The organism is Psychrobacter sp. T6-5, from assembly GCF_052258485.2.
Lineage (GTDB): Bacteria > Pseudomonadota > Gammaproteobacteria > Pseudomonadales > Moraxellaceae > Psychrobacter.
This window is the reverse complement of record NZ_JBQQEY020000001.1, coordinates 1,120,493-1,145,611: the sequence shown is the minus strand read 5'-3', so window position 1 is coordinate 1,145,611 and position 25,119 is coordinate 1,120,493. Positions and strand designations below refer to the sequence as shown.

Below are 25,119 nucleotides of genomic sequence, written 5' to 3'. Positions count from 1 at the left end.
GGGATACACTATGTCACGTTTTTTTATTAATCGCCCTATTTTTGCATGGGTGCTGGCTGTTTTGGTCATGCTCATCGGGGTGATATCCGTTATTAATCTACCGATTGAACAATATCCACGTATCGCACCACCAACGATTTCAGTCAGTGCAAGCTATCCTGGTGCCAATGCGCAAACCGTAGAAAACTCAGTGGTACAGATCATTGAGCAGCGTATGAAAGGCCTAGATGGTCTGATGTATATGTCATCGTCGAGCTCGTCAAATGGTAGTGCGTCTGTGACGCTAACCTTTGAAAACGGTACCGACTCTGACACAGCTCAAGTACAAGTACAGAACAAACTGCAAGCAGCGATGAGCTCCTTGCCTGAGTCTGTTCAGCGTCAAGGTGTCAACGTCAATAAATCGTCTAGCAGCTTTTTGATGGTGCAAGCATTTATTTCTGAAGATGGCACCATGGATCGGGCAGATATTGCCGATTATATTAACTCTAATGTCGTCGATTCGATCAGTCGTGTAGAGGGTGTGGGTGAAGTTCAAGTCTTTGGCTCTACTTATGCGATGCGTGTATGGCTTGACCCTTCACGCCTACGTAGCTACAACATGATACCTTCAGATGTGGTCAATGCGATACGAGCGCAGAACGCGCAAGTATCTGCCGGTCAGTTAGGTCAAGCACCTGCTGATACCGACCAACAGGTTATCAATGCCACGGTCACGGTGCAAAGCTATCTTCAAACGCCTGAAGAATTCCGAAACATTCTGCTAAAAACAGATACCTCAGGCGCACAAGTACGCTTAGGCGATGTGGCAGATGTCGAAATCGGCAGTGAAAACTATAGCGTTGTGTCTTTATACAATGGTAAAGAAGCAGCCGGTTTAGGTATTTCACTCGCTGGTGGCGCAAACGCCCTTGAGACTCGTGAAGCCGTCGGCGCACGTATGGCTGAGCTGGAAAAAAACTTCCCAATTGGTCTAGCCTCAGTCGTTCCGTATGACACCACACCATTTGTACGCTTGTCTATTGAACAAGTCGTTATGACCCTCATTGAAGCGATTGTGTTGGTATTTATCGTTATGTTCATTTTCTTACAGAACTGGCGTGCAACCATTATTCCAACGCTTGCAGTACCTGTGGTTCTATTAGGTACCTTTGCAGTACTATACGTTGCTGGCTTTAGTATCAACGTATTGACCATGTTTGCCATGGTATTGTCCATCGGTCTACTGGTCGATGATGCGATCGTCGTTGTAGAGAACGTCGAGCGAATACTAGAAGAAGATCCTCACATCTCTATCAAAGACGCAACTATCCAGTCAATGGGTGAAATCAGTAAAATCGTTATTGGTATTGCGCTTATCTTGTCTGCAGTATTCGTACCGATGGCCTTCTTTGGTGGCTCAACAGGTGTGATTTATCGTCAGTTCTCTATCACGCTGATTACCAGCATGGTGCTCTCTGCCATGGTCGCGCTTGTATTTACCCCTGCCCTATGTGTGACATTGCTGAAACGTGGCAAAAGTCATGAAAAAGGCAGTACCGAAAAGCAAAAAGGCTTCTTTGGTTGGTTCAACCGCGGCTTCTTCAAACTTAGCCGTTCGTACGAAAACTTTGTAGGCAAAAGTATTCGTTTTAAATGGTTATACATGATTGGTTATGCAGCCATCATCGGTATTATGGCGGTCGTGTTCTTACGTATTCCAGGCTCGTTTTTACCAGAAGAAGATCAAGGTATTATGTTTACCTTGGTTCAGCTTCCGGCTGGCTCTACATTAGATGAAACACAAGACGTATTGGATAAAGTTAGAAACTATTACGATACCCAAGAAACCGATAATATCGCTTCGGTCTTTACCATTGCAGGCTTTAGTTTTGCAGGTCAAGGTCAGAATATGGGTCTGGCGTTTGTGCGCTTATCAGACTGGGAGGAACGCTCGGGCGATGAAAACACCGCTCAAGCTGTCGCTGGTCGAGCAATGGGGTATTTCTTTACTCAGCTAAACGAAGCACAAGTATTTGCCATCGTCCCACCAGCAATTACCGAGCTTGGTAATGCCAGTGGTTTTGACTTAATGATTCAGGACAGTGGTAACCTCGGACATGACGGGCTACTTGAAGCCCGAAACATGCTCTTAGGTATGGCCGCGCAGAACGATCAAGTAGCGGGCGTACGTCCTAACGGGCAAGAAGATTCGCCACAACTTAAAGTAAATATCAATCAAGAACAAGCGGCAGCCTATGGCCTGTCACTAAGCAATATCAACAGTGTTATCTCAACAGCGTGGGGCTCAAGCTACGTTAATGACTTCATCGATCGTGGCCGTATCAAACGTGTCTATGTACAAGGTGAAGCCAGCAGCCGTACCAACCCTGATGATATTGGTAAATGGTATGTACGAAACGAGACGAATGATATGATTTCGTTTGATGCCTTCTCTAGTAGTGAGTGGCAGTCAGGCTCACCGCGTCTTACTCGTTACAACAGCCTACCGTCAATGAACATCCAAGGTAGCGCCGCACCAGGACTAAGTACTGGTGAAGCAATGAGCTCAATGGAAGCGATGATAGACAAGCTACCTGAGGGTATCAGTTACGAGTGGACAGGTATGTCATTGGAAGAACAGAAGTCAGGTGCCCAAGCGCCGATGCTTTATGCGCTTTCAATTCTAGTTGTCTTCTTGTGTTTGGCAGCTTTGTACGAAAGCTGGTCGATTCCTTTCTCTGTGCTACTAGTGATTCCACTTGGGGTATTGGGTGCAGTGATATTTACCTGGCTACGTGGTTTTGCCAATGATATCTACTTGCAAGTTGGTCTACTGACTGTCGTTGGTCTATCCGCCAAAAACGCCATTTTGATTATCGAGTTTGCAAAAGAACACCAAGAGGAAGGTTACAGTCTCAGAGAAGCCGTCATGACCGCAGCACGCCAACGTTTGCGTCCGATTATCATGACCTCACTTGCCTTTGGTCTGGGTGTTGTGCCATTATTCTTGGCGAATGGGCCAGGTTCAGGCAGTCAAAACGCTATTGGTACTAGTGTTGTTGGTGGGGTAATCACAGCAACCCTCTTAGGTATCTTCTTTATCCCAATGTTCTATATCTGGGTGCGTAGTGCGTTCCCGCATAAGTATGAGAACAACACACCCAATGATAAAGATGGTGGCAATGGTACGCCTAACTCGCATAACCCAACACCTTCTGAGAGTTATCAGCCTGCAAGTCTTGGAGACAATACACAATGAGTGCTCAAAAAACATCTATCACTAACTCGTCATCGGTAGCTATTACAGCTATCGATGCGCAGCCAGCACTATCTCGTTTGCGCAAAAACAGTGGCCGCCTGTTAGGGCTGACTGCATTGGCAATCAGCATGGCCGCTTGTAACACCATTCCAAAAGCGGATATGCGTCCTGTGCTAGCAGAGCCGAATATTCCTATGCAGCAATCTTACGGTGCATTTGATAAAGAGACTGTCAGTAGTGCTGACCAAGCAAGCATTGCCAGTCAACGCTGGCAGAATTTTTATAGCGATGAGCGCCTCAAAGGTCTGATTGCTCTCGGTCTTGAAAAAAACAAAGACTTTGAAAGTGCGCGCCTAGCCATTGAAAAAGCACGTGCACAGTATCAGATTACCGATATTAACGACTTACCAGCTATCAACGGCAGTGCTGGTTATACTCGCTCAGCACAGAATCGTACTGATCGAAACGCTAGTAGTAGCTACAGTGTCAACTTGGGCCTTGCCAATTACGAGCTCGACTTTTGGGGTAAAATCTCAAGCTTAAAAGATCAAGCATTGCAGAACTTTTTGGCGACTACGGCGGCCAAAGATGCGACCCAAATCAGCTTAATTAGTAATATTGCGCAAAGCTACGCCAATCTAAGCTACAGCTTAGCGCAATTAAAACTGGCTGAGGCTACAGTCGAGAGTCGTGAGCGTTCGCTATTTATCGCGGATAAACGTTTTGAAGCAGGTATCGATCCTAAGCTGCCTTCGTTACAGTCTTCTGCCTCATTAGAGAATGCCAAGCTTGCCGTATTACGTGCCCAGACCAGCGTTCTTCAATCACGCAATGCATTGCAGTACTTGGTTGGTGGCGCGATTCCAAACGAGCTTATCCCAACACCTGCCGTCAGCAATATCACCAGCCAGCAGATATTTAATGCCGGTCTACCAAGTGAATTACTACGTTATCGTCCTGACGTCCTACAAGCGGAATACAATCTAAAAGCGGCTGGTGCGAATATCGAAGTGGCCCGTGCCTCTTACTTCCCTTCTATTAGCTTGACCAGTAGTGTGGGCGTCAGTAGCGGCAGCCTAAATGACTTGTTCAAAAATGGTGCCGTTGGCTGGTCATTTGGACCTAGCGTGAGCGTCCCTATCTTTGATGCAGGTCGTCTAGATGCCAATTATGATGTTGCAAAAATAGAACGCGAGCAGACTCTAGCCAGCTATGAGCGCTCTATTCAAACAGCATTCCGCGAAGTGTCAGATGTACTTGCTACACGTGCGACGCTCGGTGAGCAGTTAGAGGCGCAGTATCGTCTGCAAGATAATTTTGAGCAGACATATCAGATAGCAGATGCGCGCTTTAAAGCAGGTCTGGACAATTACTTAGACGTACTTGACGCGCAGCGTTCACTATTCTCTACTCAGCAAGGTATCCTAGATTTAGAGCTACAGAAAATCGTTAGCCAGATTGAGTTGTACCAAGCGCTTGGTGGCGGTGCGAACCTTGATGTACCGTCTGTCATTCCTGTAACGCAGCACACCAACTTGGCACAGATTGTCACTGGATCTGCCAAGAGTGCAAAAGCCAAAGCAACAAATGCTATTCAAGCAGCTGGCTCAGCACCTGTTGTATCTCCACAAGAGGCTTTAGCAATCAAGCAATCTCAAACGACAAAAACCACCACTTTTGAACCTACCGCCATCGTCGATGTGAATGATGATGGTAGAAAAGATGCAGCTGTCGGTGTGGTCACTGAAGAGACTCGCTTCAATGATGCGAGCGTTGAACAAGTGCCTGTGACACAGATTGTCGAGCCTTAAATGATGGGCTCATAATCTCGTGACGTAATCGTATCTTTACGTTGATAGTCGATAAGTATCATCAGCCCTACCGACTTAACTTGGTAGGGCTTTTTGCTTTATTTTGAGCCTGTTAGTTATAGTAAAATCGTTTTATAAGTCGCTTTTTCGAGAAGCCAGTGCCATAAAGCATGACGCTATAAAAAATGACTTATAAAATAATTTTCACTCGAGCAACACCATAACTACTAAAATGATAGTAAGGAATTATTATGAGCTATACCTTTAACCGTCAATACCCTGCCACTCGCTTACGTCGTCTACGCTACAACGACAATGTACGTTCAATGATTCGTGAAGTGGAGCTGCACCCTAAACACTTTATTGCCCCTGTCTTTGTCTTAGAGGGTGAAAACCAGCGCGAAACCATCGCTAGTATGCCGGGCGTTGAACGCTTATCGATTGATTTGCTAATCAACTATGCCAAAGAACTGTTAGCAGAAGGTGTCACAACCATCGACCTTTTTCCTGTGATCGATAACGCTTTGAAAACACCGGACGGTAGCGCCGCTTATGACGAAAACGCCCTAACTGCACGTACGATAAAAGCGGTCAAAGACGCTGTGCCAGAGATGGTCGTTATGACTGATGTAGCGCTAGACCCTTATACCTCACATGGTCAAGACGGTCTGCTCGACGACAGTGGTTATGTTATTAATGATGCAACCACCGAAGTATTGGTCAAGCAAGCCCTTGTGCATGCTCGTGCTGGTGCTGATATCATCTCTCCTAGTGACATGATGGATGGGCGTATCAAAGCCATGCGTGATGCCTTTGAAGCAGAAGGCTTTGTTAATACCGCGATCATGGCCTACTCAGCTAAATATGCTTCTGCTTACTATGGTCCGTTCCGCGATGCTGTTGGTAGCGCTGGTAACTTAAAAGGCGGGCACAAGAAGCAGTATCAAATGGACTTTGGCAATCGTGCAGAAGCCTTGCATGAAGTCGCTATGGACATCAATGAAGGCGCTGACATGGTCATGATCAAGCCAGGTCAGCCATACTTAGACCTCATCCGTGAAGTCAAAAACACCTTTGGTGTACCGACCTTTGCCTATCAAGTCTCTGGTGAATATGCCATGCACATGGCTGCTATCCAGAACGGTTGGCTCAGTGATGCTGTGATTTTAGAATCTCTGATTGGTTTCCGCCGTGCTGGTGCTGACGGTATTTTGACTTACTTTGCATTAGAGGCAGCCCGTCAGCTAAACAATGCTTAATATCAATTAAAATGCCTTTTGCATCGTAAAACACCCCAGCTGCTTCATAGTCGCTGGGGTGTTTTTTATTGAGATTCTATTTATGCTGAGCCTTTCTCACTCACATGTATAAAGCAAACATGTCTATAGCTGATCACGATGATGTGCTGTCGTAAAATCAATAGCAGGGCCAATAGGGATGATACGAGTGGGGTTGATATTGGCGTGGCTGGTGTAATAATGTTGCTTGATGTGCTCCATATTCACTGTCTCAGCGACACCTGGTACTTGGTATAGATCACGCAGATAGCCCCACAGGTTTGGATAGTCGATAATGCGGCGCAGGTTGCATTTAAAATGCCCAACATAAACCGCGTCAAAACGAACTAATGTGGTAAATAGTCGCCAATCAGCTTCGGTGATAGTACTCCCTGTGAGGTAACGCTTATCTGCCAGACGTGCTTCCAGTGTATCTAATGCAGCAAACAGCTCAATCACCGCCTCTTCATAAGCCTCTTGTGTGGTCGAAAATCCAGCCTTGTATACACCGTTATTAATCGTCGTATAGACAAACGCATTAATGTCATCGATTTCTGGCAATAACGATGCTGGCGAAAAATCTCCTGCTAGTGCGCCAACCTCATCAAAAGCTGAATTAAACATACGAATGATCTCTGATGACTCATTACTCACAATCGTATTGGTCTTTTTGTCCCATAAAATCGGAACAGTAACTCGTCCCGTATAGTTGGGTTTTGCTTTAATATAAAGCTCATAAGCATAATCTGCATGGATAAGCGGATCAGCAATCACGCCCTCGCCCTCCGTAAACGTCCAGCCGTGCTCTCCCATAAAGGGATGAACCACAGATATCGGAATGATATCCTCTAGACCTTTGAGCTTACGATAAACCAAAGTGCGGTGTGCCCAAGGACAGGCTAGCGACACGTATAGGTGATAACGATCGGATTCAGCTTTAAATCCGCCAACACCTGTAGGACCTGCACTGCCATCTACCGTTACCCAGTTCCTAAATCCGGCATCTTCACGCTCAAATCGACCACCATTTTCTTCCGTGTCGTACCATTTATCTTGCCACTTACCATCTACCAATAAGCCCATGTTATCCTCCGACTAATTCTAGTTTTCATTGAATGCTTGTTTAACACGAATGACTTTGAGTCATTGCTATTATGACCATCGCATTTGTTAGAGAGATATAATACCAGTTATAGGCGCTGATCCATTAGGTTTCACCCTATTATTAACAATAAAAACTAAACGTGTTAAATTAAATATTTAGAAAACATACATAAAAAACATACTGCAATATTTAATAATGGCGCGCAACATCAAATATTATGATAATAAAATAGAATTATTATAAAAAAGGCTTGCAAAGTCTGAGAAACTTGCTAAAATGCTCAACCTAAATAGGCGTATAGCTCAGTTGGTTAGAGCGCTACCTTGACATGGTAGAGGTCAGCAGTTCGAATCTGCTTATGCCTACCAAATTTAGAAAGCCCCGATCTCACGATTGGGGCTTTTTTTTGTCCGTAAAATATGGGCTGTAGCGGAAAATACTTGTCTTCATCGACTCATAGTCATGATTATACAATCAGATTTAAATCATTTAAAAAAGTGACGGTGACCAAATGGTGACTAAAACGTGACCGACCCTTAAAAACCATTAAAATTAAAACCCTCTTTTTGACCTCTACTTTAAACTGTAAGCTAAAACCTATTTCTGAGTATTTTTCTCTTTATCCTCTTTTACATATTCAAAAATATCCCCCACCTCTACTTCTAAATACTCACAAAGCTTATCTATAGTATCAAAATCAATTCTAGATGATTGATCATTATATATCTTATGTAATGTCGTCTTGCTTACCCCTGTTGCTCGTACGGCATCCGCTACTTTTAGCCTTCTTTCAGCTAACAAAGTTGGGAGATGGTTAACTATCATTCTATAAACTCCAATTATAATTATAAAAAGTACTTGCATAGTTATAAATTTATGGTAAATTACAACTATGGTATTTAAAAGTACCATTATGGTTAAACTTTATATAAGGAACATATTATGTCACATACCTACCTAACTACCCAAGAGCTTTCTGAGCTCATCAAATACAACCCTCGTACTATCCGTAATGAGCTCAAGGATAGTGTGCTTATCGAGGGTATTCATTACATACGTCCATTTGGTGGTCGTAAGATTTTGTACATTTGGGAAGAAATTGAAAAGGATATGCGCACTGGTATCGCCGGTAGCGTCAATGCCATGGCACTTCAATAAGGAGAAATAGAATGGCTAGTATCAGAAGTAGATACGGCAAGCTTGTTGTAGATTTTTACTATATGGGTATACGCTGTCGGGAGACGACAAACCTGACAGACACACCAGCGAATCGCAAGAAGCTTGAAAAAGTGATTGAGAAAATGGAAGCGGAAATCGTTTTAGGACTGTTCAACTACGCTAAGTACTTTCCAAAAAGTGATAAAGCGGCACAGATGGTTGCGTTAAACGATCGCAAGGAATGCATTAGTACCGATACGCCTTCTTTTGAACAGTTTGCAGAATTATGGTTCTCTGAAAAAGAAATTGAATGGCGTGATACTTACAAGCGCAAAATAAAGGAGATTATTGATATGTACTTGATTGTTAAGTTTGGGACTAAGCCCATTCATCTCATAAAAAAGACAGATGTATTAGCCTTCCGTTCATCGCTCGCCAAAGTAACGTACGGAAAAGCTAACAAACATCTGTCAGCGGCACGCATCAATTCGATCATGGTACCTTTAGGTATGATACTAAAAGAAGCAGCGAAACGCTATCAGTTTGATAATCCTTACTACGATATCAATGCGCTCAAACAGCCTAGAACGGATATTCAACCATTCACACTGAACGAGGTTTGGACGTTTATCAACGGCGTAAGAGCAGACTATCGCAATTATTATCTGGTACGTTTTTTTACAGGTATGCGTACGAGTGAGATTGATGGGTTAACGTGGGAGAACATTGATTTTAATCGACGTGAGATTGTGATCAAACAAGCTTATGTTAAAGGCAAAATTGTTCCTCCTAAAACTCAAGAGTCTTATCGTGCGATTCAAATGTCACCTTGGGTCTACGATGCTCTAAAGGAACAGCAGGCCATCACTTATAAGCGATCTGACTATGTGTTTTGCGCGCATACCGGTGAGCCACTTGATTATAACAATGTGAACAAACGTGTTTGGCACCCTACTCTTAAGATTTTAGGTCTGAAGAAGCGTAATGCTTATCAGACTCGTCATACCGCAGCAACGCTATGGTTAGCTGCTGGCGAAAGTCCTGAGTGGATTGCCAGTCAAATGGGACACGCTACGACCAAGATGCTATTCAATACGTATAGCCGTTACGTACCGAATATGACTAGGCAAGATGGTAGTGCATTTGAAGCATTGGTCAATCGGAGTCAGATTGCTCAGGTATCTACTGACAAGGAGACGTCACAATGAAAATGATTGATTACGATAAATTGCATGCGACGTTTAAACCTAGTAGCTATGTCAGTAATGACGCAAATCATATTGCTAACTACCTCATTTGTGAACTCTGTATTCAATCAGGTACTGGTTTGGCTCGTTTCTTAAATGTGGATAGCAGCTTTGATAATCATATGGCAATGCGGGTATGGGTTCAGAAGCGCTTAGATGCCAATCCTGACTATGTCGTTGATGATATGTATAGTCAGCTACAGAGTGAACTTTACGAGTTACTACCACACGCTGGCTATGGGTACTAAGGAGGATATTATGAGCGTAAACTTTGTATTTGATTCAGCTTTTGATGATACAACAAAGCGTTTGTGCCTTGAGTATTGGTCATATGTATCGCCCAATGATTATATCACTCATTTGGAATTACTTTGTTATGAGCACAACATAGAGATTGATGAGTTGTTTACCACGCTTGCGAGATTTCAGGTTTATTTGGATGACATACGCTGTGAGTACTGTAGTCGTCCCTATCAGTTAGATGTACCAGCAGATATTCCTCATGCAAGGAAATTGAATTCTTGGTTTTGTGAAGGATGTATCAGCTTTTCTGGTGGACAGCTTATTGTAGATAGATAGGTTTTTATAGGTAACTTATTGCCAGATAACTTAGGTTGTCTGGTTTTTTATTGCCTTTTAAATCTTTAACGACATCCGTTGTCGTAAAGATTTTTTTATAAGTTGTTTTACCAACATAGTTCCGTTAATGTAAAACCATGACTTAATTATGGCGATATTTCTAACAAATGGAATTATTATGGCAAAACCTACCAATGCTTATACCGACAATAGTTTTGCCTCCTCTGATCTTAAAACCATCTTGCACTCCAAACGTGCCAATATCTATTACCTCTCGCACTGCCGCGTTATGCAAAAAGTGGCTTAGAAATTGCGTATTGATCCAAATCGATACGACCTCGCCTTCACCACCGCATAGGTGGCTTAGAAAGCCATGGGCTGATCTTGCCGCCCATACCGCAACTTCACCACCGCATAGGTGGCTTAGAAACCTAAAAAGCCTGGGGGCGCAGCTAGCCTTACCTTCACCACCGCATAGGTGGCTTAGAAAGCTTGAAATGCTCACAGTGATGCAGGAGGTAGCTTCACCACCGCATAGGTGGCTTAGAAAGCACATGCTATCGCAGTGGCGTTGACCATGGCCTTCACCACCGCATAGGTGGCTTAGAAATTATATACTAAATCGAATTGACGTAACGCCCACTTCACCACCGCATAGGTGGCTTAGAAATCACGTGTCGATGGCTCTTTACTGATTAGTACCTTCACCACCGCATAGGTGGCTTAGAAAGTTGAGAGTATGATTGCTAATACAGGCAAAGCCTTCACCACCGCATAGGTGACTTAGAAATAATCGGATCGCTAGCAATGAATCCAGTCGAGCTTCCTCACCGCATAGGTGACTTAGAAATAAGTTGTGCAAGGATAGCGTAAAGGCATCTACTTCCTCACCGCATAGGTGACTTAGAAAAGTGACAGGTGAGATAGGCGGTGCTGAGTTTGCTTCCTCACCGCATAGGTGACTTAGAAAATAACGCAGATAATTGACGCTTGGCGTAGGGGCTTCCTCACCGCATAGGTGACTTAGAAATATATTACTGAACGGTATTAGTCCTGAGGGCACTTCCTCACCGCATAGGTGACTTAGAAATTAATCCACCATCAGGCATGTTGGAATATGAACTTCCTCACCGCATAGGTGACTTAGAAAAAAGATAAGCCTATTGATATCAAGAAAGGCTTCTTCCTCACCGCATAGGTGACTTAGAAATTAGCAATCTGCCTACCACTGAATCCTAGATTCTTCCTCACCGCATAGGTGACTTAGAAATAACATATCTCCATAAATTGTTACAAGCTCTACTTCCTCACCGCATAGGTGACTTAGAAAACAACTTACCACCCCACTCGTGAAGCTGCTTGTAGAGCTGCTTCCTCACCGCATAGGTGACTTAGAAATCACAGGTAACGCAGCTGCTTATTTTCCTTTCCTTCCTCACCGCATAGGTGACTTAGAAATAAAGTTGTAATAGACATATCACCCTCTGGAGCTTCCTCACCGCATAGGTGACTTAGAAATTTAGTAAGTCAAGCATTTCATCGCAAAATGCCTTCCTCACCGCATAGGTGACTTAGAAATGTAACGGTGGCGGTCATACCAGTAGTCACAACTTCCTCACCGCATAGGTGACTTAGAAAACACAAGCGACCGCCATTAAAGACTGGGTAAACTTCATCACCGCATAGGTGACTTATAAAACTCCTTATTAAGCTGATAGCTTCTAATTTGAATTCTCGGGTATATTCGCGACGTTTGGTAGTCATACCAATTATTCTCTCTAAGATAGTATAACCTCTTAAACATGGTCCGATTTAATTATGCCACTACACTTTAGCAGTGGTTAATGAGATGACAACAGATGAGCGTATGATTGCCTTTGGAAAGCGTGTCCGTGAGATGCGAAAAAGCAAAGGAATATCCCAAGAAAGATTAGCGGAGATGGCAGGTATTGATCGTAGCTATATGGGAAACATTGAGCGTGGTGAAAAAAATATTACTCTGAAGAAAGCATATGAGATATGTGATGCGTTAGATATTGAGATACAGGATCTAGTCCAAGGTTCAGACTAGATTTCGTGAAATTATATACTTTTGGGGATTGATTAGATTATACCTAGGGTTAGGTATATAGCTGCTTAGTCGTCTGTTTCAAATATGTTTTGATCAACATAGGCACTTTCATAGTCTGTTTGAAGTGGTTCCATTATAGCAGTCTATTTTAAGTGGTCTATTAATTGGTTTTTGGCACTTTTTAGGTGGTTCCGCTAGGGTATACCCATAAAATTACTTCAATCTACTATTTTATTATGAATATAAAATTGCATCGAGACTCGGGTATTGCGTAATTAGTGTTCTTCAAGTTTACGAGAAATAACTATAGAAAAGATATTATTGCATCATAAATACGGATAACCATACGATAACGACTAATAAAATGGCTAGTGAGCGGTTAATTAAATGCTCCCATTCAGAAAATTTATTAATTGATTTTGCCGCTTGACCCAACCAACTCCAACTTAACAAGCAAGACATCGCTACAATAAAGAAAATAAGTGCTAAATAAAAAAGTGGTATGGAATACTCAGAGCTGGATGTAGTAAAGATAGCATTGACAGTAATCGCCATGATCCAAGTTTTTGGATTCACTACTTGTAGGATCACACCTTCAACCCAACCTGCTATTTTCGACGGTACTGGCAAATGTGAATGAGTGGTAGAGTGATATAACTTCCAGCCTAACCAGCTCATCCATAAAGCGCCAATCCAAGTTATCAGCGTTTGTAGTAATGGAAAGTCTATAAATAGTGAGGTTAACCCAAAGCCTGATAACCACAAAATCAAAGCTGCACTAAAGGATGAACCAATAACAAAAGGAATCGCAGCTGGGACACCTTGTTTGGAACCGATCATTAATGATATTAAGTTGGTAGGTCCTGGAGTGATAGACGCTACAAAGGCAAATACACAAAAATTAAAATACAAGCTTATCATTGAACACTCACCGCATTTATTAAAAGCTAATCTTGCCTTGTATTCATTTAGCTTTATAGAATAAATGTGCGACGTTGATACTCTGCAGGAGTAAATCTATAGCAGCGTTTGAACCATCGTCCCATGTGACTTTGATCAGAGAAGCATAACTTATTAGCAACATCAGCAGGATTTTCCCCGTGCGCAAGCAATTCTCTTGCTCGTACTAATCGTAATTGAATAAGATAAGCATGTGGGGCAAGACCAAAAATAGCCTTAAACGAACGAGTGAGATGGAAACGATTGACTTTCAGTGTCTCAGCTATCTCTGTAAGACCAATATTAACATTCAAATTAGCATGTAATATTTCTTGAGTTAATAGTGCAATATTTACAGAATCGGTATGCTGCTCTGTCGTTTTGCGCCAAAACATGTGCTCAGTAAGTTGTTTCATCATCTGATCAAGACAGGCATCTTGAATTATTTTAGGTTCTTGATAGTGAATGGCTGCAAAAGCGGATGAGATACTAGCTGATAGTAGATTATCTTGAGATAACGTTTTATTGACCCTAAATTCAAAATTATCAGGAACCTTTGGGAATAACTGTCGAATACGCTGTTGAAATAACTCTGGGCTTATAAATAGCATTCTGTAAGTAAAACCATCTTCACTTGGGGCAGTACCATCATGAATTTCTTCTGGATCTAGCAAAAAGCTGGTTCCTGGCACACATACCTGTTGCTTGGCGCGACACTTAAATTGCTGCACACCCTGTTCAGTAACCCCAATTAAATAGCTATCGTGCCAATGAGGATCATAAGCATGTCCTGTAAAATGAGCTCGAATGGTTTCTATTCTAGAGCAGGGGTCTCTATTAAGCTCATACCAGTCTTTTTGATTGTAGTGGCGCATATTTTTTTCTATCAATAAATTCTGCTTTAATCATACTCATCATGATAGGTTTTTCTAGAAGATTTGTGCACTTTAATTTCTTATTATGAGAATCTATACATGTATGGCTCGTAGGTTTTGGGAACATTGGACTCAAAATGAGACAGATTATCGTGCTCATATTGATTACACTCATACGAATCTTGTTAAATATGGGTATGTTGAACGTGTTCAGGATTGGCCTTAATCATCATTGAGCTATGCTGACAATCATCTATAAACTAACTTGAGAGATTTTAATCAGAAAGCTTAATGAGAATTATCCATTTTATCGATTACATAGTCATTAAATCCGTATCTAACACTAATAGTTTGATACCTGTATAGTGCACCGATTACGAATAGAGTATGTATGGTAAGTACACCATCAAGTACACTGTGACTATTTCAGTGAGTTAAATCGTTGATACCATTACCCTATACTCTAACGTTCAATTCCTCACTAGGGTACCGAATCAATGGAGGACTGATTGGTTAGCCATAGGTATACTCAATAAAATTCAGAGGAGCAATAGACGCTCTAAAAAACAGCGTACGTTCCTGCGTCATTTAGTGTTGTTAACTCTTTTACGCCTGCTGACTCCGACTGTAAATCCTCGATTTTGGATTGTCATTAGTAAAGTAAAAGCATAACTAATGGAGGCTAAAAGGGTATGTATCTAAACCATCAAGGCTTAGGTGGGTTTATTATTTTAGAATAATGAGCATGTAACAGTTGTATTAATTCCTCATTGGTAGCAATTCTACCTTCCACAAAATCGTCAAAAAGGTACTGAGTGTCAGGGTTCGAAGGTATATTGTCTACTGCAAAGCTACCTGCAGTCAGTGCGTTGCTATGCCGGCGCTTCGCAATTTCGGCTTCACTTACAAGGATAGGGCGATCATCAGACATTTTTCTTTCCATTTCATAAGTTGAGTCAGTTATCGCAATTTTTGCGATAACTGCATTTTAGAAAATGGTGTAACTGTCGCAAAATCTGCGATAGTTGCCCATTAACCATTTCTCATTATTTTTTGGGCTCTCGATTTCTGCGTCATTTTGTGTGATAGCGCGTCATTTAGTGTTTTTAACACTTTTTCTTTCTTGGAAATAGCTAATAGTAAGCAGTCCGCTATTTCTTGAATACAAGCTTGGCTCTCTGGAGAGCGACTAGATAACAAACCTTGCAATGTTTAAGCTATTTTATCTGTCTCCCAAAGCTGTCAACAGCGTTACGATAACCTATTTTAACTCTCGCTTTTTATGAATATTGGCTGATAGCTCATGGTACTGCTTATTCAAAGCCTTCTATCCCACAGTAGCTTCGAGCCGATACCTTATAATAGGAAGCCCTGTGATACTACTAAGGCTCATATGATTAAACATAGGTGGTATAGTAGTTGAAATGCGATCTGAAAAATTAGCTACTTCAGGTAACTCAAAATTTGCTTCTACCCAAAGCTTTCTTTCATTAGGAATTTCAGATTCATTGTGAGAAACGTGAAAATCAGGTCTTTTCAATCTGCGTATTGATAGGTCAATAGAAAACATTTTACAAAGTGCTTGTAGTACAGCTGTTTTCCCAGAGCCGTTAGGGCCAATTAACTAAGTTATTTTATCAAATTTTATCTCTGTTGGTTCTTTGCCGAAAGATTGAAAAAAATTGACGACATTGGCGCTGACTACGACTTCATCACCGCTCAGGTGACTTAGAAACATATAAGCAGTCTGTGCGTCTTCATCATAAAGTTCTACTCTAAGTGGCATTTATCCTACCTACCAGATAGTTATTTAAGTACATATCGATCTATACCCGATATCCACTCTCTACTCTTCAAATAGTATTCTGCTTTGTCTCCACTTTCCACCCTAAGCTATCAGCCTAAACTACTTTTCTAGTTATCTTATCCATTCATACACCTATAAGCTCTAGCTAAACTCCTAAAATACTACAGATAAGATCATCATAGATTCTATATAAAAGCTCAAAATTATGGCAAGGCGTCATTAGCTGTCGCTTAGTTCAAGTTTTTGCTTCAAAACCTCACAAACTGGCTTTCAATTGTTTACTAATCCTCGTAAATTATTAGTGGAGGTCATTACACAGGATGTAACGACCAAGTCATCAACTCTATATCTTAGTGGGAAAGATATGAAATCACTATCGATCGCTAAGCTACAAACACTGAATGTGCTTGTATATCCAGAAATCATTAGTCTGTTTAATATTTATACCTGCCATATCAGACCACTTCTGAATAGCCAGGCTATCGAACTTGAGCAAAGTAATGCTTGCTCAAAACTTACCTGCTTTATAAAAGAGGAGGAAAAGTGGTTCTTGCTTAATAACTTTGAGCTATTTCATATAGCAAAAAGCCCTTATATTGATTTTGATGTACTAAGAAAAGAAGTAGCCGTGAAATATATATCAAAGAATCAGTTTGATTTTGACATCAGCTTTTACGAGCTTATCAATCTCATTGCTCAACATAACAAGACAATAGATATCAGGCTTGTTTACTCGCAGCTAAATCAGATCTTTGATCAAGAGATAAACCAAAAATTATTTGGCAAAAATATTTTTGCTATTACTACATTTTGTCAGCTTATAAAGATAAATGCACAAACTTATTACAAGCGACCTTCTGAGGGTGTTTTATGACTGAGAATAATCATGAAGAGCGTGGGCTTAATCTGAAAGCATTAATAGAAATCATTAAAAAAATTGATAATGACCAAAATTTTATATATCCAGAAGCAGTATCGACTGCCATATCTGAGATCACTTTAGCAGTACACAATAGCTATAGCCAGCCAGATGATAATCACCAAAACCTACTAAGATTAATATTACAGGTATTACAAAGAAGGCCAGTTCCTCGGCTTTCTCTGACTATTAGTAGATCAGAATTGGCAAAAAAACCACTCATCATGCAATTGCTTATTCTCATGCAACATTCTATCAATGAACATCAGCATGACTACCTGCAGAAACGGTTAATCTGGCTAGCCATAGCAATGCATACCAGCGTACTACTGATGCAACATAGTACAAAACAACACACCAAAAATATACTGATGCAATTCAAACAGGCACAGTTTTCGTCATCTCCTAGACGAATATGGATTTGGCGGGAATTACCTGATTTACCTCAAATGACCATGAGTGTGAAAACCATATGCACCATTTTCACTGATCTATTAGAGCAGCAAAAAAGCACATTTGAATTACTAAGTGATAAGCAAGCTATTCATACCAAAGAAAAGAAAATAGCAAAAGATAAACTGAGCCAAATAGAAAAAATAACGACCGCATATAAAAATGCGCATGCGTTACGCAAGCCTAGACCCAAGCATAAGAAGCCACCTAAACATATTAAAATTAAAGCCATCAACTTAGCAGACAACACATCGAGATTGCTCTTAGACTCTACTGCAACGAGTCACAACTGGAATACCACGCCTAGCAATGATGCATGGGGTACCACACGTGATGATATAGAACAAAGCGCTATCGCCATAGATCTTGCATTTTTAGAAGCTAATACTGAAAGCCATGAAGGATTAACCACCAGCTTTGAAGAGCGTATTGACCACTATGAAGCACCCTATGTCAGCTATGGCGAATATCCAAATCCATTATTCAAAAACTCTATACCGCTCCAAACTATAGATTTATCGCTACAGCAAAACTACATGTCTCAGCGCAATCTCGCGCTTAACTCTAACACGCGTTTACTCTCCCTTGCCGGCTACCAAGCGTTATTTGCTGCACTCAACCAAGACGCTAGCACCTTACCAGAATCAGAGACTGATAAAACCTGTGCTGGCATTTTATTGCTATCGATGCTTACTAGCCTTCCAGTTAAGTCCTTACTAATACCCGGCTATATCGGTCATCCTAGGATTTTCAATCCTTAAAGGTAAAAAGTATTACATTGAACACAGCTTAGGTATTACCGACAGGTCCACAAGCCAAACACTGCTCGAAAATGATTATGAAAATACTTCTGATACCATCAAAGTTCCACTGCCGTTGTGGCTGATAGATGATTTACTTGCTTGCGAGTTGCCATTAAAAGAAGATTTTACGGCTTATCTTGCCGCCTTACGTAGCAGCCTTGGATTGCCGTACCTGTCCGTCAATCGTATAGAGACTGCACTACATGTCGTGCTCTCTCGCTATACGCCAGATTGCCATGCGCATATCGCTGATATCATCTGTCGTACGCCTGCGCCCCATGCTCCTGCGATGTATTATAGTAGCCACACCAGCGAAGAACTTATGTCTCATTATAAATCAGCACTGTGTATACTTAATAGCAACAGTGATTTTGACTTAACTTATATCACCGCTTGGCATAAATATACGGTTGGCTCAGGGTTTGCGCTGAAGATTGAAACCGTTTGCGACATCGTAAATGAGATAAAGTACTGGACTGATCAAAGTTCAAACGATGAGGAGCACTTTAATAGAACCAGTATTTTTGTATGGTTTGTATTTTGCCTTTTAACCGGTGTGCGACCAAATAACGGTCTTGGCAAGATGTACGATATCGATCTTGATATGGGTTGGCTGCTCATCAATGACAAGCCTGTTAAGAAGGTCAAAAGTGATCGTCTCATTCCGCTGTGCCCTATACTTATACGCCATCTAACAGACTATAGAGCGTATTTAATCAACTATCAGGCAAAGCACCAAGACTATCATGAAGTCAGCGCTATCATTGACAATATCCGTTTAGGTAATGATGAAGCACTACTAAAGCTGTTGTATGAGCGAGCTCCTACTGCTAACTCCCCTACTCTTAAGGACATTAAGCGTGGCGATGCTTATCATATGACCAAGCATATCATTGACGCCAATCCCTATTGGACACGCCACTTTGTTCGTACGCAGCTTGAAAAGCTTGGCGTTTCCTTATCGCTGATTAACACGGTTATTGGTCATGAAAAGGCTCGTCAAGAAGTATTGGGGCGCTTCTCATCAAATAGTAAAGCAGATATTAAGCGTGTAGCGTCCGTGTTTGAACAGATCGCAGCACAGCTTGGATTATCAGATATCACAATCAACCACTATCCAAATCATATTGGCACAAGCACTACAGAGGTTGACCATGCTAATAAATGAAATGCAGCTGCCAAAAATTATTGATGGCTTAGCAAAGTTTGATGGTAGAAAAAAGCGCTACGTGCCTTACCCATCTATACTCAAAGACAGTGACACGGCAAGGAAACGTGAGATACAGCTACTTGCCGACTTACAAACCGAATGGGAGTCGTTGAGAAGGATTCATCCTGGAAGTATCGGATTCATAAAGTCTTTCAATAAATACTACCAACAAGCGCTTTGGCCCAATGAACGCATCTTTTTATTTTCGCCAAGCTCTAGCGATTATTTTGATTTGTCATGGCTATCTTGGAGTCAATCTTTAAGCCAGTTTCAGGGAGCGCTTCATAAGCAACTGGAACCATTGTCTCAAGAAGGATTTGATAAGTTTCAGTCAATCATTGAAAACAAAATTGCAAAAGCTTACGAGTCATCTAGAACACTCAAACATGTCTGGCAAGTCGTCGTTAAGTTCGTTGACTATCAAAATAAGTACCATATGCTTGCTGAGCATCACTATCCTAAGATAATTGCACCACAACCTACTAAAATTAATCCACTAATTACAAATACAGCTTGGTTAAAAGACGGTAAGGCGCTGGTCAAAATTATTCGCGCAGTAGAGCATAATTGGGAGCAAACAGCCGATTATAGCCAAGATCAGATTATAGGATGGCTGATATTCTCAGGAATTGTATATGGCGGCATCAACGAGGTACAAATGCTTCAAGGGTGGCTTATCTCCTTGTTCACCAAAGAATATCAGCCATTCATCAAAGAAAGGATAATGCTCTCGCCACGCTTTGTACAAAAGCGCTTTGGTAACGAGCGCGAAGAAGAAAGTGACCAGCTTTATAACACCAAGCAAATCATTGTAGATATGGTCAGTCAGTGTTGGCTAATGCGTTATCATGAAAAAAGCAGTCAATCAGAGATTAAACCTATCATTGCCAAGCTTTCAAAAGGTAAGATAAAACAATATTTGACCGTGGCTTTGTCTGACGTGATCAAGCCTTTGGGTATTAAGCCACTTCCCTTTTCAAGGTTTTTATATTACGCCAGTTATTACTGGGAGGGGCTGGAGGGCGCTGATATTGATCATGCTTCAGTTGGGGTGCTGCGAGGTATGCATAATACTGCAGGACTGAGTACGCAGGACTTTGGTCGGTTTTTGAACCAAAAATATCAGCATAAAGAGGAGCCGTATGATCTAGAACATATTTTGACGCTATCTATCAGCAAAAACTCTGTTAATCAAAACGAGACACCTAGTAGCTCTACCAAAAAGATAGAGGTTAGAAAGTCTGATTTAATTATGAATCTGACTAAAGACTTCAAAATGGATAAAAAACAGAAACAGAAAAAAACCAGCAGAAAGCCGCCTACTCTTATCGAAAGGGTACAAAAACGCTATGAACAATACGATGACTTGAGTGAAAAGATTTTATTAGATTGGGTACTCAGTTTGCTAAGCCGAGAAGCACCACCGAACAACGTAACTATTTTGAAATATATTAGAACTATAGGCTATGAATGGTTATATTTCACAACAGCGCAGCCGCTTGATATTTGGTCAGAGGAAGAGTTTGAGGAACTTTATGAAGATATTTTAGAGTACAAAGCTGTCGTACGAAACAATACTGACATTGGATATTCTGCCAATTTATTGAAGAGTATGCACAACTTTGCCAAGAGCAAATACAACCTACCCTCCTTGAACTTCCAACACTCCAAAAATGGTCGGCGTGTACGTGCAGAGCTGATATCACCGCAAGCGTACCAAGCCATTATCATACAGATACTGGGTTCTGTAGATATATTGGAGCGAGAGATGTTCGCGCTTTTATTTGTCTTAGTCTATCGTACTGGCATGCGCAAAAAAGAGCTGTTGGGACTTAAGTATAATGACATCGAAGGTCTAAAAGCAGCCACACCCTCAGTGGTAATAAGGCCCAATAGCTATCGTCCAACTAAGACTCAAAGTAGTATTCGCCGCGTTCCCTTATTTGCCCTTCTCAAGCCTGATGAGCTGAATTTTTTTATGAACTTTGTGCAGAGTAATATTGGCGATAGTTCAAACAAGTTTATCTTTACCTTATCATCGGATCAGCGCCCTATTGATGACCATGTTCCGTTGCAATTACTTAAACGAGTCTTAAAAGACATATCGGTAGATGATAATGTTACAGAGCATACCTTTCATGGCTTCAGGCATACGGCAGTGAGTAACCTATCTCTGGTGCTAGTAGGCCATTCAGATCTCGTAGAAGCCCTCACCGATTATGACGAAAGCGACGTACTGCGTATAGAAGAAGGCCTACTCGGGGAGCATAACAAGGGACAAGATCGCTGGTACGCTCTATCAGGCATTATGGGACACCTGTCGCCTGAGCGTAGCTTTGAGTATTACAACCATTTTGCCACGCTGATGGCGACCTATGCGCTTAGTAAAGCAGATATAACATTGCCAGAGGGTACGCTGTATAACGTAACAGGTTTTACGAACAAAAAGCTTAAGGAGAATAATGCAACTGTTAGTAATAGTAGCGTCAGCATACCTAGTATACGTACGCTTTTATTTAAAAATATCATAGAGGGCAAACGTAAGTCACCGAGATTTACAATCGAAACCTGTGGTGAGCCATTTCTCTTGAGTACCAATACGCCAGCTAATAATGAGCTGTTTGGTCGTTATGGTTTAAACCGAGTACAGCTGCTACTACAGACCTATGATAAAGAGATACCTTTAAATAAAGCAGCCCAGCTAGCCAATATTTCTATTCACGATGCAAAGGTTCTAATAGAACGTGCCAGCGAGGTTGCCGCTATCACTACCAAACGCGGCAAACCTCGCTTTGTTAAGCTATCAGATTCAAATACCTCTGTACTGAGCCCACTGAGCATTCAATACCAAAGTGATTTAAGATTACTATCGCTTTTGTTAAATAATGCCTATCGTCTACGAGAAAAATCAGGGACTGAATGGACTTGGTTTATTGAGATATGTAGTCAAAAACTCTCTAGTAGCCGAGCATACCTACCATTTGGAAAAAGAGATGAAAAAGAATTGCAGCGGTTCATTGGTATTGCTGAGAAGCTGTTACCTTTGAAGCGTTGGCTGGTGAGTAGCAACGAAGATCTATTGATGAAAACTATGTCATCTACTGACTATCAAGATATTAAGCAGCAATCTAATGAGTCGAAAAATGCTCTTCATATCGGTATTGCTAGTCAAGACCATAGAGAACAAACGAATAAATGGCAATACTCGCCGCTACTACGGTTTTTTGTACATATGATGCTGATTACAGATGAGAAACTATCTATTGTGAATTAATTTTTCTAAATTATTCACAGATTTTTTTAGATTCAAGTCTAAGGCCAATCATCATAAGAACTAGAATGTGCTTGAAAATTTCATGAGCATATATATGCCCATACCGACCATCATGATGTTTTCGGTCAAAGATACAAAACCAAGCGGTACATTTGAGTTACCACCAACGCAGGCACATTTTAACTCACGCTTGTCTATATAGACGGCCTTAAATACTGAGAGGCCATTGATACCGCCTATAAATATAGCCACGATAGCCGCTACTACACTTAGCCATGCGACACCTGCTAACATGGCAATACCTACAAACGCCTCAGCAAAAGGATAAACGTAGGCGTAACGGACCATCTTACGTGCTAATAAATCATATCCCAAAAATTGATTGGTAAAGCTCTCCAAGTCTTGCAACTTTTGAATAGCAAGCACGATCATGGATAAGGCAATAAACCAAATGATAGTTTGTACCGAAAACAATGTGCTGCTAAACCTCCAAGTCAGTGCAATACTAGCGAGTGCTGTAGTTGCGAATATTGCGATCACTGGCGTGTAGCTCATCTCAGTACTTTCAGAAACCTCTTTGCCAAAAAACGCTTGCAGATCGTCATACCCGCCTATGCGCTCGCCATCGATAAAAATCTGCGGCGTAGTTTTAACATTGAACTTGTCTTTAAGTGCTTGAGTTTCAGCATCATTCGTCAAATGCTTGTCCTCGACCTGATAACCATTACGCTCTAAAAGATCGAGTGCTTTTAAACCAAATGGACAAACATGATCAGGTTTGACCATGCGATAAACCACGGCTGTTTTCATAATACACACTCCTATCTAACATATAGATTCTATCTTTTAAACCTTTTACGCTTCATTCAAGCTCTTCAATCAACTGCTGCATTTCATCAATTTCACGCTTTTGTGCTTTTATAATGTCGTCGGCAAGCTGCTGCACACGCGGATCTTCAATATCAGCACGACTACTAGTGAGAATAGCAATCGAGTGATGCGGTATCATGGCCTGCATCCAATCGACTTGATCGACAGTTGCTTGAGATCTAACGCCCCAAATACCAACAGCAAACATCAACACGCTCAGACCATAGATCATCAAATTGACCTTGGTCTTCTTATACATATTAGTCATAAATGCCAACATGACCACTGCCATACCAGCACCCATGTAGAGCGCCATATAAGCTCGGGTTTCACTAAAATAAATATGACCCCATTCATAAGTGTTGAAATACATCATGATGTACATCACAATCGTAGACGTTAGAATCATCAGAGTGAACTTTACATAAGGGTTCATGCCCTGTTGATGATTCATGTTGTTTTGATCTGAAGCATTCATAGTATATCTCCTATTATTTTAATAATATTAAAACCAGAACTTAACCCCCGCAGTTAAACTACTGCTATCAACCGATTCATTATGTTGACGTCGTTGACCACGAGCCTTGCCAAGCGCTGTCTCATAACTCACACCGATGTAAGGCGCGAGTTGGCGACTGAATGTCTCATAAGTAAGCCTAACTTCCGTTTCCATCTCATTAAAGCCCTTGGTAATGTCATTATCATGGTCATCTTTACTAAAGGCAGTCAACCCCACCTCCGGTATAACTACCCAATGCTGATCCAAACGCCACTCGTATTCTGCACCTAAATCAAGACGAAGTTGACCATCGGTATATAAGTACGCCCTAGCGTCCGTTTCGATGAAATACGGCGCGGTACCGACAATACCTGCCATCACTGCAGATTTGTCGTTTTCAGTATCGTAAGCGACACCGGCCTCACCGTTCCAAAAAATACTCAGTGGTTTCCAATAAGCGAGCGAGCTCAAACTATCGATTTCTTTATCATCTTTAGTCTGAGCACTACCTTCAGTGCGTAGCCTTACACGATTACTATCCGTACCGTACCAGCCCGTTGCTTCGAAGTTGATTTGATCGTCATCAAACTGATAGCCCAAGTCGTCTACTGACACTCCCCATAATGGCATGCTGCCCATCATCATTGGCTTACCATACTGCCCATAGGGAACCCCATTTGAATAGTCTGGACTACGAGCATCAGCCGGTGGTTCACCACCCTGCATACCCGACATGTCCATACTGCTGTGATCCATGCCAGACATATCCATGCTGCTATGATCCATGCCCGACATATCCATACTGCTGTGATCCATATCAGACATGTCCATACTGCTATGATCCATGCCCGACATATCCATACTGCTATGATCCATGATCGGCATCTCAGCAGCATTTGCTAACGGTGACGTTAATAACATCAAAGATGACATGCCAATAAACGGTAGACCTACTTTATATATTTTCATAATAAGGCTCAT

General features: G+C 41.6%; 19 protein-coding genes, 1 tRNA gene, 1 pseudogene and 1 CRISPR repeat array. Of the genes and pseudogenes, 14 read left to right on the top strand and 7 right to left on the bottom strand.

Annotated features, from left to right (window positions below; translation table 11 throughout):
• Nucleotides 1-10 precede the first annotated feature (10 nt).
• From ACTXGK_RS19590 to hemB, 3 genes are all read left to right on the top strand, one after another.
• Nucleotides 11-3,241, top strand: a complete 3,231-nt coding sequence (locus ACTXGK_RS19590; protein WP_443516481.1) for an efflux RND transporter permease subunit — start codon at nucleotides 11-13, stop codon at nucleotides 3,239-3,241.
• A complete protein-coding gene (locus ACTXGK_RS19585) occupies nucleotides 3,238-5,052 on the top strand; it encodes an efflux transporter outer membrane subunit (RefSeq protein WP_443516479.1) in 1,815 nt (604 codons plus the stop codon). The genes ACTXGK_RS19590 and ACTXGK_RS19585 overlap by 4 nt, the downstream gene beginning before the upstream one ends.
• 251 nt (nucleotides 5,053-5,303) lie before the next feature.
• Nucleotides 5,304-6,311 (top strand): porphobilinogen synthase, encoded by a 1,008-nt coding sequence (gene hemB / locus ACTXGK_RS19580; RefSeq protein ID WP_443516477.1) that lies wholly within the window; start codon nucleotides 5,304-5,306, stop codon nucleotides 6,309-6,311.
• A 123-nt stretch (nucleotides 6,312-6,434) separates the two neighbouring features.
• On the opposite strand, the gene ACTXGK_RS19575 is transcribed toward hemB, so the two are convergent.
• Nucleotides 6,435-7,412, bottom strand: coding sequence for a glutathione S-transferase family protein (locus ACTXGK_RS19575; RefSeq protein ID WP_443516475.1), 978 nt, complete (start codon nucleotides 7,410-7,412; stop codon nucleotides 6,435-6,437).
• A 313-nt stretch (nucleotides 7,413-7,725) separates the two neighbouring features.
• Here ACTXGK_RS19575 and ACTXGK_RS19570 point away from each other — a divergent pair.
• Nucleotides 7,726-7,802: transfer RNA gene (locus ACTXGK_RS19570), tRNA-Val, on the top strand.
• A 229-nt stretch (nucleotides 7,803-8,031) separates the two neighbouring features.
• Here the strand turns inward: ACTXGK_RS19570 and ACTXGK_RS19565 are convergent.
• Nucleotides 8,032-8,259 (bottom strand): helix-turn-helix domain-containing protein, encoded by a 228-nt coding sequence (locus ACTXGK_RS19565; RefSeq protein WP_075107579.1) that lies wholly within the window; start codon nucleotides 8,257-8,259, stop codon nucleotides 8,032-8,034.
• A gap of 117 nt (nucleotides 8,260-8,376) precedes the next feature.
• On the opposite strand from ACTXGK_RS19565, the gene ACTXGK_RS19560 reads away from it, so the two are divergent.
• From ACTXGK_RS19560 to ACTXGK_RS19535, 6 genes and pseudogenes are all read left to right on the top strand, one after another.
• On the top strand, nucleotides 8,377-8,592 hold the full coding sequence (locus ACTXGK_RS19560; RefSeq protein ID WP_075107543.1) for a hypothetical protein: 216 nt from the start codon (nucleotides 8,377-8,379) through the stop codon (nucleotides 8,590-8,592).
• Nucleotides 8,593-8,603: 11 nt separating this feature from the next.
• Nucleotides 8,604-9,800 (top strand): Arm DNA-binding domain-containing protein, encoded by a 1,197-nt coding sequence (locus ACTXGK_RS19555; protein ID WP_443516473.1) that lies wholly within the window; start codon nucleotides 8,604-8,606, stop codon nucleotides 9,798-9,800.
• The gene (locus ACTXGK_RS19550; protein ID WP_443516472.1) at nucleotides 9,797-10,087 is read left to right on the top strand and encodes a hypothetical protein; all 291 of its coding nucleotides are present in this window, start codon (nucleotides 9,797-9,799) and stop codon (nucleotides 10,085-10,087) included. Before ACTXGK_RS19555 ends, ACTXGK_RS19550 begins: the two co-directional genes overlap by 4 nt.
• A 10-nt stretch (nucleotides 10,088-10,097) precedes the next feature.
• Complete coding sequence (locus ACTXGK_RS19545) at nucleotides 10,098-10,418, top strand: hypothetical protein (RefSeq protein WP_443516470.1); 321 nt, start codon at nucleotides 10,098-10,100, stop codon at nucleotides 10,416-10,418.
• A 178-nt stretch (nucleotides 10,419-10,596) separates the two neighbouring features.
• A pseudogene (locus ACTXGK_RS19540) lies at nucleotides 10,597-10,716 on the top strand (type I-F CRISPR-associated endonuclease Cas1f); the annotation flags it as partial.
• A gap of 44 nt (nucleotides 10,717-10,760) precedes the next feature.
• Nucleotides 10,761-12,116: direct repeats of the CRISPR family, unit length 28 nt; unit sequence CTTCCTCACCGCATAGGTGACTTAGAAA.
• A gap of 151 nt (nucleotides 12,117-12,267) precedes the next feature.
• Nucleotides 12,268-12,489, top strand: coding sequence for a helix-turn-helix domain-containing protein (locus ACTXGK_RS19535; protein ID WP_443516468.1), 222 nt, complete (start codon nucleotides 12,268-12,270; stop codon nucleotides 12,487-12,489).
• A 318-nt stretch (nucleotides 12,490-12,807) separates the two neighbouring features.
• Here the strand turns inward: ACTXGK_RS19535 and ACTXGK_RS19530 are convergent, their stop codons facing one another.
• Together ACTXGK_RS19530 and ACTXGK_RS19525 are read right to left on the bottom strand one after the other, a co-directional pair.
• On the bottom strand, nucleotides 12,808-13,410 hold the full coding sequence (locus ACTXGK_RS19530) for a LysE family translocator (RefSeq protein ID WP_443516466.1): 603 nt from the start codon (nucleotides 13,408-13,410) through the stop codon (nucleotides 12,808-12,810).
• A gap of 53 nt (nucleotides 13,411-13,463) precedes the next feature.
• Entirely contained in the window at nucleotides 13,464-14,303 is an 840-nt protein-coding gene (locus ACTXGK_RS19525) for an AraC family transcriptional regulator (protein ID WP_443516463.1), read from the bottom strand.
• Between the two features lie 2,171 nt (nucleotides 14,304-16,474).
• On the opposite strand from ACTXGK_RS19525, the gene ACTXGK_RS19520 reads away from it, so the two are divergent.
• The 4 genes from ACTXGK_RS19520 to ACTXGK_RS19505 all read left to right on the top strand — a co-directional run bounded on the left by ACTXGK_RS19520 (nucleotide 16,475) and on the right by ACTXGK_RS19505 (nucleotide 22,769).
• Nucleotides 16,475-16,984, top strand: coding sequence for a hypothetical protein (locus ACTXGK_RS19520; protein ID WP_443516462.1), 510 nt, complete (start codon nucleotides 16,475-16,477; stop codon nucleotides 16,982-16,984).
• Nucleotides 16,981-18,243: a hypothetical protein gene (locus tag ACTXGK_RS19515; protein ID WP_443516460.1), complete on the top strand. Its 1,263-nt coding sequence runs from the start codon at nucleotides 16,981-16,983 to the stop codon at nucleotides 18,241-18,243. The genes ACTXGK_RS19520 and ACTXGK_RS19515 overlap by 4 nt, the downstream gene beginning before the upstream one ends.
• Nucleotides 18,244-18,358: 115 nt before the next feature.
• Nucleotides 18,359-19,453, top strand: a complete 1,095-nt coding sequence (locus tag ACTXGK_RS19510) for a site-specific integrase (protein ID WP_443516458.1) — start codon at nucleotides 18,359-18,361, stop codon at nucleotides 19,451-19,453.
• Nucleotides 19,440-22,769: a tyrosine-type recombinase/integrase gene (locus tag ACTXGK_RS19505; protein ID WP_443516456.1), complete on the top strand. Its 3,330-nt coding sequence runs from the start codon at nucleotides 19,440-19,442 to the stop codon at nucleotides 22,767-22,769. The genes ACTXGK_RS19510 and ACTXGK_RS19505 overlap by 14 nt, the downstream gene beginning before the upstream one ends.
• Before the next feature lie 60 nt (nucleotides 22,770-22,829).
• Here the strand turns inward: ACTXGK_RS19505 and ACTXGK_RS19500 are convergent, their stop codons facing one another.
• The 3 genes from ACTXGK_RS19500 to ACTXGK_RS19490 are packed head-to-tail and all read right to left on the bottom strand — an operon-like array spanning nucleotide 22,830 to nucleotide 25,107.
• Nucleotides 22,830-23,579, bottom strand: a complete 750-nt coding sequence (locus tag ACTXGK_RS19500) for a MauE/DoxX family redox-associated membrane protein (protein ID WP_443516454.1) — start codon at nucleotides 23,577-23,579, stop codon at nucleotides 22,830-22,832.
• A gap of 52 nt (nucleotides 23,580-23,631) precedes the next feature.
• Nucleotides 23,632-24,117 (bottom strand): DUF305 domain-containing protein, encoded by a 486-nt coding sequence (locus ACTXGK_RS19495; protein ID WP_261869610.1) that lies wholly within the window; start codon nucleotides 24,115-24,117, stop codon nucleotides 23,632-23,634.
• A 27-nt stretch (nucleotides 24,118-24,144) separates the two neighbouring features.
• Nucleotides 24,145-25,107 carry a copper resistance protein B gene (locus tag ACTXGK_RS19490; RefSeq protein ID WP_443516453.1) on the bottom strand — a complete coding sequence of 321 codons (963 nt, stop codon included), beginning with the start codon at nucleotides 25,105-25,107 and terminating at the stop codon, nucleotides 24,145-24,147.
• Nucleotides 25,108-25,119: the final 12 nt, after the last annotated feature.

Bases quoted from the DNA above. Each gene is read 5' to 3' on its own strand.
- ACTXGK_RS19590 (WP_443516481.1), top strand. From the start codon at position 11: ATGTCACGTTTTTTTATTAATCGCCCTATTTTTGCATGGGTGCTGGCT.
- ACTXGK_RS19585 (WP_443516479.1), top strand. From the start codon at position 3,238: ATGAGTGCTCAAAAAACATCTATCACTAACTCGTCATCGGTAGCTATT.
- hemB (WP_443516477.1), top strand. From the start codon at position 5,304: ATGAGCTATACCTTTAACCGTCAATACCCTGCCACTCGCTTACGTCGT.
- ACTXGK_RS19575 (WP_443516475.1), bottom strand. From the start codon at position 7,412: ATGGGCTTATTGGTAGATGGTAAGTGGCAAGATAAATGGTACGACACG.
- ACTXGK_RS19565 (WP_075107579.1), bottom strand. From the start codon at position 8,259: ATGATAGTTAACCATCTCCCAACTTTGTTAGCTGAAAGAAGGCTAAAA.
- ACTXGK_RS19560 (WP_075107543.1), top strand. From the start codon at position 8,377: ATGTCACATACCTACCTAACTACCCAAGAGCTTTCTGAGCTCATCAAA.
- ACTXGK_RS19555 (WP_443516473.1), top strand. From the start codon at position 8,604: ATGGCTAGTATCAGAAGTAGATACGGCAAGCTTGTTGTAGATTTTTAC.
- ACTXGK_RS19550 (WP_443516472.1), top strand. From the start codon at position 9,797: ATGAAAATGATTGATTACGATAAATTGCATGCGACGTTTAAACCTAGT.
- ACTXGK_RS19545 (WP_443516470.1), top strand. From the start codon at position 10,098: ATGAGCGTAAACTTTGTATTTGATTCAGCTTTTGATGATACAACAAAG.
- ACTXGK_RS19535 (WP_443516468.1), top strand. From the start codon at position 12,268: ATGACAACAGATGAGCGTATGATTGCCTTTGGAAAGCGTGTCCGTGAG.
- ACTXGK_RS19530 (WP_443516466.1), bottom strand. From the start codon at position 13,410: ATGATAAGCTTGTATTTTAATTTTTGTGTATTTGCCTTTGTAGCGTCT.
- ACTXGK_RS19525 (WP_443516463.1), bottom strand. From the start codon at position 14,303: ATGCGCCACTACAATCAAAAAGACTGGTATGAGCTTAATAGAGACCCC.
- ACTXGK_RS19520 (WP_443516462.1), top strand. From the start codon at position 16,475: ATGAAATCACTATCGATCGCTAAGCTACAAACACTGAATGTGCTTGTA.
- ACTXGK_RS19515 (WP_443516460.1), top strand. From the start codon at position 16,981: ATGACTGAGAATAATCATGAAGAGCGTGGGCTTAATCTGAAAGCATTA.
- ACTXGK_RS19505 (WP_443516456.1), top strand. From the start codon at position 19,440: ATGCTAATAAATGAAATGCAGCTGCCAAAAATTATTGATGGCTTAGCA.
- ACTXGK_RS19500 (WP_443516454.1), bottom strand. From the start codon at position 23,579: ATGAAAACAGCCGTGGTTTATCGCATGGTCAAACCTGATCATGTTTGT.
- ACTXGK_RS19495 (WP_261869610.1), bottom strand. From the start codon at position 24,117: ATGAATGCTTCAGATCAAAACAACATGAATCATCAACAGGGCATGAAC.
- ACTXGK_RS19490 (WP_443516453.1), bottom strand. From the start codon at position 25,107: ATGAAAATATATAAAGTAGGTCTACCGTTTATTGGCATGTCATCTTTG.